Source organism: Clostridium sardiniense, assembly GCF_019753795.1.
GTDB lineage: Bacteria > Bacillota > Clostridia > Clostridiales > Clostridiaceae > Clostridium > Clostridium sardiniense.
This window is the reverse complement of sequence record NZ_JAIKTU010000023.1, coordinates 16,958-29,057: the sequence shown is the minus strand read 5'-3', so window position 1 is coordinate 29,057 and position 12,100 is coordinate 16,958. Positions and strand designations below refer to the sequence as shown.

Sequence of the window (12,100 nt, the reverse complement as noted above, 5' to 3'; positions counted from 1 at the left end):
GATTTCCCATAGCGTAAGCTAGTAAGACCCCTTGAAGAACACAAGGTTGATAGGTCAGAGGTGTAAGCATAGCAATATGTTCAGCTGACTGATACTAATAGGTCGAGGGCTTGACCAATAAAAAAGACGATCAACAAAAATTCATGTGCAATTTTCAGAGAACAATCTGAAATCTGGTGATGATGGCATAGAGGAAACACTCCTTCCCATTCCGAACAGGAAAGTTAAGCTCTATAGCGCCAATGGTACTGCACGGGAGACTGTGTGGGAGAGTAGGACGTTGCCAGGTGAGTAACGAAAAGAGATAGTTTAATTACTATCTCTTTTTTCTTTGTTTAAGAAAAATATTTTTATTCCGCCAAATAAAATTTTACATCTTCTTATGCCTATAAATTTTGCATATAAAAAGATTATAGGACTTCTTAATCGCCCTCTAGAACAACCTATAACTATGGGATAAGTTCCATTATTAGATAAGATCATCAAACGCTTTTTTATATAATTTTTATTTCTATAAAGGCTTACTAATATTATAGGTATAGCTAATGGATAAAAAGATTTTATTCTTATATGGTCATCTTCATCTATTATTGGAATATTATATTGAAATAATCTCATATTATTGAATTCAGATACTGTTCTTACATCTATAGTAATTTCATCAGTTATATTTTCAAATCTAATAAACATTTCTATTATCTCCTTAGAACAAAAATTAATTTATATTCTAATTTATGGTATTATTATCTAAAAGGATGGTGAGTATGTGAGTGTTATAATTTTAATATTAGGCATTATATGTATATTATATTTTACTTTTGTTAATTTAGTATTTGGATATACTACATTTAGTATTTTTTACTTGGTAATAGGGCTAATTATAATTTTCTATTATTTCTTCAGAAAAAAGCTAATGAGAATTGCGTGGTTTAAAAAAATCATTAAGCCATTAAGAATACTATCAATATTAGGAATAATAATTTTTATTGTTGTAGAAGGAATTATTATTATGTATCCTAAAAAATCTGTGGAGAAAAGTGATTATGTACTAGTTCTTGGAGCAGGTATAAGAGGTGAAAATTTAACAACTACATTAAGGGATAGACTTGATGCTTCAATAAAATATATGGATGAGACTAACTTTAAAGGAGATATAATAGTATCTGGAGGACAAGGACCAGGAGAAAGCATCACAGAGGCTGAAGCTATGAGAAGCTACCTAGTAAAAAAAGGTATAAATAGTGATAAAATAATATTAGAAAATAAATCGACTAATACGTTTCAAAATTTTAAATATACAAAAGAAAAGGTAAAAGATGAAGAAAAAAGTGATATAGTAAATGCTGATGTTACAGTAATTACTACAGATTTTCATGCACTAAGAAGTAGTATTATTGCTAAGAGAAATGGTTATGAAAATATAAAATTTTATAGCAGCAATACTGAATGGTATTTGGTACCATCAATGTATGCAAGAGAATTTTTTGCATTTTTTAAATCTTTAGTATTTGATAGATAATACATTTATTTTTAGGAGGAGGAAGTCATATGAATAGATCCATAGAAAATTTAAAAGGAAGAGTTGTTAAGCACTTTAAAGGAAAATTATATTTAGTAATAGATGTAGCAAGACATTCTGAAACTATGGAAGAGCTAGTTGTATATAAAGCTTTATATGGTGATTTTGGTATATTTGTTAGACCTTTAAATATGTTTTTAAGTGAAGTAGATAAGGATAAATATCCTAATTGTAATCAGAAGTATAGATTTCAAGAAATTGATAATGAAGATATATATAATATAAAAGAAGCATTAATTTAATATAATAAAAATATGATTGCTAAACCTAATATTAATTAAACATTAGGTTTAGTTTTTTTATTGATATAACAAAAATATAGAATATGAAATTCATAATTTAGAAAAATAGAAAAATGTAAATATTTATAATAGGTAGTATTTATTTTAATGAATGATGATAATAATTCATTAGTAGTAAATATTATACTATAAGTTTATTGAAAGTATTAAATCAGCTAAAGTAGTTATAAGATATCAGCAAAATGAATAAATAGAGCTATAGTATAACAATATTTATAGTACTTAGCTTAATAGGAATCTCAATTACATAAGATAAAAAGAAAGTAGAATATTTAATTAACTGTAGATAATGTTAAATTTAATGTTATCTGTAAGTTTTAGTTTTTAAAAGTTTTATAAGAGTGCTATTATATAAAAGATAGGTAGAAAAGACGAAAATTTAATTAGGAGGTATGTAATGAAAAAAAATTGTAATTGTCATGGCTGCAATCAGGGTGAACCGGTATGTGCAAAGCATATATCAATATTCTCATCACTATCAGATTCTGAATTACAGAACATAATTAAAATGGTAATTAGAAGAGAATATATAAAAGGGGAAGTACTTTGTAGAGAGGGCGAGATATCTGATAATTTATTTCTTATAAGAGAAGGAAAAGTTAAACTTTCAAAAATGACGAGAGATGGAAAAGAACAAATATTACATATACTAACTAAAGGAGACTTCTTTGGTGAAACAAATTTATTTGATGATATAGAAAGCAGCTTTACAGCAACTGCAATAAATAATGCAAAGATATGCACATTATCAAGAGCTAATTTAGAAGGCATATTAAATCAAAATCCTGGAATATCAATGAAAATATTAAAGGAATTGGCTCATAGGCTTGCAGAAACAGAGGATTTAGCAAAGGTTCTTGCAACAAAGGATGTAGAAGCAAGAGTAGCAAGTATGCTTTTAGAATTCTCAGAGAAGTATGGAAAACTAGTTGATGATAATATACATATAGAACTTCCTATAAATAGAGAAGATATGGCTAACTATTGTGGAGTTACTAGAGAAACGATAAGTAGAAAACTTTCTAAATTTGAAAGTGAAAATATAATAAGTTTAAAAGGAAATAAAATAATAATAGTAAAAGATATAGATTTACTAAAAGATTTATCAGAATAAGATTTTTACTTTTATCAATATTAGTATAAAAGGAACTAGATTAAATTAATCTAGTTTCTTTTTTTATTATATCTTTTATTTTATAAAAAATTGAAAAATAAAAATTTTGATTTAAATCATATTAAATAACTAAGAATTAAATTAAAATCTAGTCATAGTTAAGAGAGCACGAATATTTTAAGAGATAAGGAGAGATTTTAATGAATAGATTAAATAAAGAACAAAACTTAGGTGAAGTAGTAGCTATGTTCCCAGGTGCTGCAAGAATTTTTAATAAAGAAGGCATTGATTATTGTTGCCATGGAGATAGAACACTTGAAAGTGCATTATTAGAAAAAGAAATAGAAGTAATAGGATTTTTAAACGAAATAAATAAATCATATGATGAATTTTTAAATTCAAAGGAAGCATATATAGATTGGAGAAAAGAAGATCCAAATAAATTAATAGAGAATATAGTTGATACACATCATGCTTTTACTTATAGAGAGCTTATAGAAATAGACCAATTATTATTAAAGATATTAAAGGTACATTATCATCACAGTGGAGAAGAATTAAAAACAGTTCATAAGTTATTTGGAGCATTAAAAACAGAGCTTGAGGAACATTTAATTAAAGAAGAGGAAGGATTATTCCCAATGATAAAGGAATACTTTAAAAATCCATCTGAAGAATTAAGAGATTCAATAATGAAGCTTGTTGGAGTAATCGAAAATGAGCATACAGGGGCAGGACATATACTTCAAGATCTTTATAGAGAAACAAATGGATATAAGACACCAGAAGGAGCTTGTACAACCTTTAATTTAGTATATAAAAAGATAGATGAATTAGAAAAAGATTTATTTATCCATATTCATAAAGAAAATAGTATCTTATTCAAAATAATTTAAGATTAACTAATAATTAATATATAAAATTAAAGATTAATTAGTAGCAGATATATAAATATAGAAAAAGCAATAAGGCTATTTAAAATAGGGAGGCTAATGAAATGAAACAAGAAAGAATTAATGAATTAACAGCAGTTTTAAGAAAATTAAATACAGGAAATATATCAGATGAGTTAAGAAAAGAAGCGTTAGAAATAGTTAAAAATATAGATCCTATAGAGTTATCTATAGCAGAGCAAAATTTAATTGATGAGGGTATGAATCCTCATGATTTAAGACATTTATGTTATATACATATGGAAGTATTAAAGGATGAACTTGAAAAGATAAAAAGTAAATTAGAAGTTGGACATGTAGTTAATACACTTATTGTTGAGCATGATAAGATATTAGAATTCTTAACTAGATTAGAAGAGTTAAATGGTGAAGTTCAAAAGTTAGATTCTATAAAAGGTAATGAAAATAATATAGTAGAGTTAAAAACTGTTATAGATAATATACTAGATGCTGAGCTTCATCATAAAAGAGAAGAGGACGTTTTATTTATTGAATTAGAGAACGATGGTATTACTGGACCAACTAGAATTATGAGAATGGAACATGATGATTTAAGAGGAAAGAAGAGAGCTATTAAAGAGTTATTAAACTGTGTAGATTATATACCATTTGATGATTTTAAAGAAAGGTTAGAAGAGTTAACTGCATACTTAGTATTTAATTTAAGAGACCATATATTTAAAGAAAATACAATATTATATCCTACAGCAATAGATAGCATAACTGATTCTAAGCTTTGGAGTGATATGAAGAAAAGATGTGATGAAATAGGATATTGTAGTTTTACGCCAAAGGAAATTATCTAAAAATATGTAATACAAATGAAATGTATTAGGTAAATTTTAAAAAATTCAGAACTGTAACTAATGTTACAGAAGAAATTATATCTTAGTAGTATACTCAGTATTGTAAGTGAGATGCTTACAGAATTTAAGAATAAACATAAGAATCATCTAGAAATTAAATATAAATATCAAAATTAATAGTTAGAAAGAGGAGGAAATATAATGTCAATGTTTTGTTTTCAATGTCAAGAAACAGCAGGATGTAAGGGCTGTACTGTAAGAGGTGTTTGTGGTAAAACAGAAGATGTAGCAAAAATTCAAGACCTTTTAGTATTCGTAACAAAGGGGTTAGCTACAGTAGCAAATGAAGGAAGAAAAGTAGGAGTTATCTATAATAAAGTTGATAAATACATAACAGAAAATTTATTTATTACAATAACAAATGCTAACTTTGACTTTAAAGCAATAGAAAAGAGAGTTAAAGAAACTTTAGCATTAAGAGAAGAATTAAAAGAAAAAGTACAAGCTGCTGGTGGAAATCCTGTAGGAGATGACTTCCACGGATGTGCAACTTGGACTGCAACTACAGAAGAAGAAATGATGGAAAAGGCTTCAAGCGTAGGAGTACTTGCTACAGAAAATGAAGATGTAAGAAGTTTAAGAGAACTTATAATATATGGATTAAAAGGTATGTCAGCTTACATGAAGCATGCTATGAACTTAGGCTATGATAAGGAAGAAATACATGCATTTATGGCAAGAGCATTAGTTCAAACTTTAAATGACTCATTAACAGCTGATGAATTAACAGCTTTAGCTTTAGAAGCTGGTAAGTTTGGTGTTGATGGAATGGCTCTATTAGATTCTGCAAACACTGGAACTTATGGACATCCAGAAATAACTAAGGTTGATATCGGAGTTAGAAATAATCCTGGTATATTAATCTCAGGTCATGATTTAAAAGACTTAGAAATGTTATTAGAACAAACTAAAGGAACTGGAGTAGATGTTTATACTCACGGTGAAATGCTTGCTGGACAATACTATCCAGAATTTAAGAAATATGATCACTTTGCAGGAAACTACGGAAATGCTTGGTGGTTACAAAACAAAGAATTCGCTTCATTCAATGGACCAATACTTATGACAACTAACTGTATCACACCAGTTCAAGATTCATACAGAGGTAGAATATTTACAACTGGAGCAGTTGGATACGAAGGTTGTGCTCATATAGAAGCAGATAAAGATGGTAAGAAGGATTTCTCACAAATCATAGAACTTGCTAAGAAATGTGAAGCTCCAACTCAAATAGAAAAAGGAGAAATCATCGGTGGATTCGCTCATAACCAAGTTTTAGCTTTAGCTGATCAAGTTGTTGATGCTGTTAAGACTGGAGCAATCAAGAGATTCTTTGTAATGGCTGGATGTGATGGTAGAGCTAAATCAAGAAACTACTACACAGAATTTGCAGAAAAGTTACCAAAAGATGCTGTAATATTAACAGCTGGATGTGCTAAATACAAATACAACAAATTAGACCTTGGAGATATAAACGGAATTCCAAGAGTATTAGATGCAGGACAATGTAATGACTCATACTCATTAGTAGTAATAGCATTAAAACTTGCTGAAGTATTTGGATTAGATGATGTAAATAAATTGCCTATATCATATAACATAGCTTGGTATGAACAAAAAGCTGTAATAGTATTATTATCATTATTACACTTAGGTGTTAAGAACATACACTTAGGACCAACATTACCAGCATTCCTTTCACCAAATGTAGCTAAAGTATTAGTTGAAAACTTTGGTATTGGAGGAATTACAAACGTAGAAGATGATATGAAGATGTTCTACGAACTATAATCACAATTAATTAAATATATAACTAACTAAACTAATATAAATAACCACACATCAAAAAGATAGCATGTACACTAAACATGCTATCTTTTTTATACTTCTTTATTTATATTTTCTCAATTATTAATTGCTGCGCTCCAAGTATTGGAGTAAAGTTATCACTTATTGGTAGTTTGCTTTGATAAGATTTAGCATTTAATACTCTTTGCTGTACTGAATATTTTGTGTTATCTACTTTTATGTAGATTTTAAAGGTACTAGATTTATCTAGAATTTTAACTTTGTGTTTAAGTTTTTGAAAAAAATCCATACAATAATTTTCAATATCACATTTTGTGTTTAAACTTTTATTTGGTTCTAGTAAATAGTAATTTTTAAGCATATTAGTACACCTCCAAAGGAAATTATAAATAAACTTATTTCTAATAATATTAACTCATTTAAAAATTTAATAAAGAGTTATATGTAAAAATGTACTAAAATTTAATATAAATTACAAGTTGGTAGGACTAGTAGAAGTAATCAAAGACAAATAGTGTATCTTATTAGTAATTATATAAGCAAAATAAAATCACGATTATATAATAAAAGTAGAAGTTTATTTAAGTGAGGGATAGATATGAATTTTTTAGATAGTATGAAAGAATTAGCTGATACTGCTACAAAAAATGTAACATCACTATCAAAGAGCACTGCATTAAAAATAGAAACAAAAATGAAGATAAGAGATTTAAAGAATGAAATTGATGATCTAAATATAGTAATTAGAAAAAGTAATGAGAAAATAGGTTCTATGTTTGTTGATGAATTTAAAAATAAAATATCAATGGATGAAGAACAAGTTAAAAACTTAATTTATAAAATAGATGATAGTATAAGTAGAATAGCTGACATAAATATTGAAATTGAAGAGGTAGAGAAAGATCTCTTAGAAAAATTAGATGATATTGAGAGAGAAAGATATGAAGATTAAGTAGTATACTATTTACGTATATTATAGTGATTTCTTAGTAGAAAAAGGGCAGTGTGCAAAAATTAAGTGTACACTGCCCTTTATTTATTATATTAATTTATTTTTGTTGTTTTTGCACTCAAGGAGGAAATATCTAAAAATATTACTCATGTCTTTGGATTTATAAAACATCATTTCAGGATGCCACTGAACTCCAAGCTTAAATGAACCAGTTGTGTTTTCTATAGCTTCTATAACATTATCGTTAGATATAGCAGCAATTTTTAATCCTTCTCCAACATTTTTTATTGCTTGATGATGATAAGAATTAACTAAAGAATTTTTACCAAGTATTCTCTTTAATTTAGTACCATCTTCTATAGTTATTCTATGGGTTCCATCATATTCAAAAGCATCTTGATCGTGCTTAATAAAGCTTCCTTTTATTAAAGATATATCCTGATATATTGTTCCACCGTGGACTACATTTAATATTTGATTTCCTCTGCAAATACCAAGGATAGGTTTATTTAAATTTTCAAATTCATTTATTAGTTTAATTTCAAATTCATCTCTCTCATTAATGGTTCTTCCTAATTTATAGTTTGGATCCTCATCATAATTTAATGGATCAACATCATAACCGCCTGAAAGAAGCAAACCATCTAAGAATTTTGCATATTCTTTTATAACATTAATGTCATTATTAATTGGTAAAATGAAAGGAAATCCTCCTGCATTTAAAATGGCATTAACATAATTTTCACTTAGAGAAATAATTCTACGGCCTGCCATCTTTTCAGAAGTATCTATAGTTAAAGATGCAGAAATACCAATAAGGGGTTTAATACTCACTTTATCCTCCTCCTTAGTTAGTGCTATTACTATAATTAATATGTAAGTAGTAAGTATTTTGCTATATGTATATAACAAATTTAAATATTGCTAAATACAATTTATAATAAATATAGTATTTGCAAAATATATAAAATAATAATATCTATAAATGTATCGAAATTATTTGAAGCAAACTTTCCCTATGGTATATTAACTGAAAATATAATAGGAAACTTAATATCTTCAAATACAAAGATATTTTAACATCAGGAGTTAAGGGAGGACTTACAGTATTCTCCACTTTCTAATGTGAAACAGCCAGTATGTTAAAACTTAGGAGAATACATATTAGGGTATCTAATTTACTTTTAAATGTTATTTTAAGTCTTGTTGAAGTAATTATAGGAATGTCCCTTGAAAAATTATTAGTATAAAAATAGTTAATATGAAAATTAATAATATATATAAAGATGCATATATTAAGGAAGATGAGGAAAAGTGTTAAGGTTTTAATATAATAAAGGGACAAATATACTTATATTAAGGAAGTGGTATTTAATGTAGCACTTATTTTAAATAGATTACTTTACATAATATAAGTCTAAAATATTGACAAAAGGTAAAATATTTTGTATATTTTACAAATAAATTGAAAGACATTAAGAACAAGGGTTAAAATCGATTTAAGTATAACTTTTATTTAAAGAAAGGGGGACTATTATTGAAAAGAATAGAAAAGATCTATAGTTACCTAAATGAAGTTTGTTTGGGATATAAGAAAGAGGACCTTGATGAAAATATAGGAGTAAGTGCACAAGATATTGGAGATAAACTTGATATATTAAGAAATAATGTAAGTAAGGAACTAAATGAGCTTTGTAGAAATAAAAAAGCAATAAAGATTAAATGTAGGCCAGTTAGATACTTTGATAGAGAAATTTTTCAAAAGATATTTGATGTTAGACTTTCTGAAGATATTACAGAGATTGATGATATAAAATCATTACTTAATAAACAAAAGGAGGAAGAAGAGAATAAATCACCTTTTGATTATCTTATAGGATATGATACTAGCTTAAAGACACAAATTGAGCAAGCAAAGGCAGCTATAATTTATCCTCCAAATGGGTTACATACATTAATAGTAGGACCAACAGGAGTTGGTAAAAGCTTGTTTGCAAATAGAATGTATAGCTATGCAAAATATATAGGAAGATTTAAAGAAGATTCACCATTTATAGTGTTCAATTGTGCAGATTATTACAATACTCCACAACTATTATTATCACATATATTTGGACATGTTAAAGGTGCATTTACAGGAGCTGACACTGAAAAAGATGGTATAGTTCAAAAGGCAGATGGTGGAATTCTATTTTTAGATGAAATACATAGATTACCTCCTGAGGGTCAAGAAATGGTATTTTATTTTATGGATACAGGTACATATAATAAGCTAGGAGAGACTGAAAGAAAAAGAAAAGCAAATGTATTAATCATAGGAGCTACAACTGAAGATCCAGCATCAACGCTTCTTAATACATTTGTTAGAAGAATTCCAATGACAGTTAGAATACCAAGTTTTGAAGAGAGATCTGTTAGAGATAAAATAGAAATAATAAAGCATTTATTACATAATGAAGCTGTTAGAGTAAATAAGCCGATAAAGATATCTGTTGAAGGAATAAAGGCTCTTATAGGGAGTACAACTTTTGGTAATATAGGGCAATTAAAATCTAATATACAACTTTTATGTGCTAAGGGATTCCTAAACAGTATAAATGAGGATGGATATATTGATATTAATTTAAAAATGATGCCAAATAATATACAAAGTGGACTTATTGGAATAAGCTCTAAAATAAAAGAAAAAGAAGAAATACTAAATATAATACCATCAGATCTTATAATAAACCCAGAAAAAAGTATAATAAAACTTGAAGAGAATAGTAATTATGAGCCACCATTTAATTTATATAAGATAATAGAGGATAAGGCCTCTGTACTTAGAGAAGAGGGTATGGATGAAGATGCAATAAATAAATTTATTACAACTGATATAACAGTTCATATAAAATGCTTCTATGATAAATTAAAAAATGATAAATATTCAAGACAGGGTCTATTAAAAATAGTTGATGAAAATATAATAGCTTTTGTTGAGCAAATTAAAGATTTAGCTGAGGAGAGGCTTGGAAGAAAATATAATGAAAGATTTATTTATGCTATGAGTCTGCATATGAGTGCATTTTTTAATAGATTAAATAAAAATATAGAGCCGGATTATGAACAGATGGAAGAGCTTATAGCAGATTATCCAGAAGAATATGAATTATCAAAGGAGATATGCCAAAGAGCATCACAATATTTTAAGACTACAATTCCAACTGGAGAGGTTACGTATATAACTTTACTATTAACATCAATAGAAGAAACTGATATTAATGCAAAAATTGGTGTAGTAGTTGCAGTCCATGGAAGTAGCACTGCAAGTAGTATGGTTAATGTGGCTATAAAATTATTTGATAGTGACAATATACTTGCGGTTGATATGCCACTTGAAATAAGTCCGAAGGATACACTGGAATTAGTTACTCAAAAGGTTAAAGAGATTGATAGAGGAAAAGGTGTAATGCTACTTGTTGATATGGGATCTCTTAATAGTTTTGGAAATATAATTTATGAAAATACGGGAATAAAGATAAGAACATTAGATATGGTATCTACTCCTACTGTATTAGAAGCTGCAAGAAAGTCTTCATTAAATGATGTTGATTTAGAGGGATTGTATCAATATTTAAGGGCATTTAAGGGGTACAGTGTCAATACCAAAGAGACAAGTAACAATGATAAATCAAATGGTGTAATTGTAACAATATGTTCTAGTGGTAAAGGTGCGGCAATTAAATTAAAGGGATTAGTTGAGGATGTTGTTCATAATATATCTGAGGAAAAGATTGAAGTTATCCCAATAGGTATAAAGGATCATGAAAATAAAATAAATAATATATCTAAGAATAATAAAGTTTTAGCTGTAGTTGGAGTCATCGATCCTAAAATGAATATTCCATTTATATCACTTGAAAGTTTAATATCAGGAACAGGAGAAAAAATAATAGAAAATATATTTAAAGGTGAAAGTATTAGTATAGAAGATAGTGCTCATGAGGATATTGTATTAAATAATTTATGTTACGACAGTTTAAAAGAAACTATTACTTATTTAAATCCAGATAAAATTATTAATCTTCTTTTAGAGTTTATAGAAATGTTAGAAAGTGAATTGGAGAGAGATTTTATTAACTCAATGAAGCTTAGAATAGCCCTTCATACAGCTTGTGCATTAGAGAGAGTACTTCTTAAAGATGAATTAGTATATATGGATGATAGAGGCAAATTTGATTATAATATAGTAAATAAAATTAGAAGTGCTTGTTTAATATTCAAAGAATCATTAAATTTAGAAATAAGTGAAGATGAAATATATTACATTACAGAGATGGTATTATTATAGTATCAAAAATATAAGAAGTATATTAATATAGTATTAGAACTGTATCAGAAATATAAAAAAGCGTATCAATAAAAAATTTGTACAAATTTTTTATAGCTAAATTATAAGGCTATAGTTAGTTTGTACAATTTTTTTTATTTTATAATAAACTTTGGCATGAGTTTTGCTATTAAAAATATAGACATAAGAATTATA

General features: G+C 27.2%; 11 protein-coding genes and 2 rRNA genes. 10 read left to right on the top strand and 3 right to left on the bottom strand.

Features of this window, described 5'->3' with window-relative positions; translation table 11 throughout:
- Both K5V21_RS18330 and rrf read left to right on the top strand, forming a co-directional pair.
- Positions 1–118, top strand: a 23S ribosomal RNA gene (locus K5V21_RS18330); the annotation flags it as partial.
- A gap of 54 nt (positions 119–172) precedes the next feature.
- Positions 173–289, top strand: a 5S ribosomal RNA gene (rrf, locus tag K5V21_RS18325).
- 20 nt (positions 290–309) lie between these two features.
- Here the strand turns inward: rrf and K5V21_RS18320 are convergent.
- A complete protein-coding gene (locus K5V21_RS18320; RefSeq protein WP_221862491.1) occupies positions 310–690 on the bottom strand; it encodes a rhodanese-like domain-containing protein in 381 nt (126 codons plus the stop codon).
- A gap of 319 nt (positions 691–1,009) precedes the next feature.
- Between K5V21_RS18320 and K5V21_RS18315 the strand changes: the two genes are divergently transcribed.
- The 6 genes from K5V21_RS18315 to hcp all read left to right on the top strand — a co-directional run bounded on the left by K5V21_RS18315 (position 1,010) and on the right by hcp (position 6,605).
- The gene (locus tag K5V21_RS18315) at positions 1,010–1,519 is read left to right on the top strand and encodes a YdcF family protein (RefSeq protein ID WP_245000777.1); all 510 of its coding nucleotides are present in this window, start codon (positions 1,010–1,012) and stop codon (positions 1,517–1,519) included.
- Between the two features lie 29 nt (positions 1,520–1,548).
- Positions 1,549–1,821 (top strand): DUF1653 domain-containing protein, encoded by a 273-nt coding sequence (locus K5V21_RS18310; RefSeq protein ID WP_221862487.1) that lies wholly within the window; start codon positions 1,549–1,551, stop codon positions 1,819–1,821.
- A 457-nt stretch (positions 1,822–2,278) separates the two neighbouring features.
- Positions 2,279–2,995: a Crp/Fnr family transcriptional regulator gene (locus K5V21_RS18305; RefSeq protein ID WP_221862485.1), complete on the top strand. Its 717-nt coding sequence runs from the start codon at positions 2,279–2,281 to the stop codon at positions 2,993–2,995.
- 200 nt (positions 2,996–3,195) lie between these two features.
- Positions 3,196–3,891, top strand: a complete 696-nt coding sequence (ric, locus tag K5V21_RS18300; protein ID WP_221862484.1) for an iron-sulfur cluster repair di-iron protein — start codon at positions 3,196–3,198, stop codon at positions 3,889–3,891.
- A gap of 101 nt (positions 3,892–3,992) precedes the next feature.
- Positions 3,993–4,754, top strand: a complete 762-nt coding sequence (locus K5V21_RS18295; RefSeq protein ID WP_221862482.1) for a DUF438 domain-containing protein — start codon at positions 3,993–3,995, stop codon at positions 4,752–4,754.
- 201 nt (positions 4,755–4,955) lie between these two features.
- The gene (gene hcp / locus K5V21_RS18290; protein ID WP_221862480.1) at positions 4,956–6,605 is read left to right on the top strand and encodes a hydroxylamine reductase; all 1,650 of its coding nucleotides are present in this window, start codon (positions 4,956–4,958) and stop codon (positions 6,603–6,605) included.
- Positions 6,606–6,708: 103 nt separating this feature from the next.
- Here the strand turns inward: hcp and K5V21_RS18285 are convergent, their stop codons facing one another.
- On the bottom strand, positions 6,709–6,984 hold the full coding sequence (locus K5V21_RS18285; RefSeq protein WP_221862478.1) for a hypothetical protein: 276 nt from the start codon (positions 6,982–6,984) through the stop codon (positions 6,709–6,711).
- Positions 6,985–7,221: 237 nt separating this feature from the next.
- On the opposite strand from K5V21_RS18285, the gene K5V21_RS18280 reads away from it, so the two are divergent.
- Positions 7,222–7,575 carry a hypothetical protein gene (locus K5V21_RS18280; protein WP_221862476.1) on the top strand — a complete coding sequence of 118 codons (354 nt, stop codon included), beginning with the start codon at positions 7,222–7,224 and terminating at the stop codon, positions 7,573–7,575.
- A gap of 87 nt (positions 7,576–7,662) precedes the next feature.
- Here the strand turns inward: K5V21_RS18280 and K5V21_RS18275 are convergent, their stop codons facing one another.
- The gene (locus K5V21_RS18275) at positions 7,663–8,409 is read right to left on the bottom strand and encodes a gamma-glutamyl-gamma-aminobutyrate hydrolase family protein (protein ID WP_221862474.1); all 747 of its coding nucleotides are present in this window, start codon (positions 8,407–8,409) and stop codon (positions 7,663–7,665) included.
- 703 nt (positions 8,410–9,112) lie between these two features.
- Here K5V21_RS18275 and K5V21_RS18270 point away from each other — a divergent pair.
- Complete coding sequence (locus tag K5V21_RS18270) at positions 9,113–11,905, top strand: sigma 54-interacting transcriptional regulator (protein ID WP_221862472.1); 2,793 nt, start codon at positions 9,113–9,115, stop codon at positions 11,903–11,905.
- The last annotated feature ends 195 nt before the right edge of the window (positions 11,906–12,100 follow it).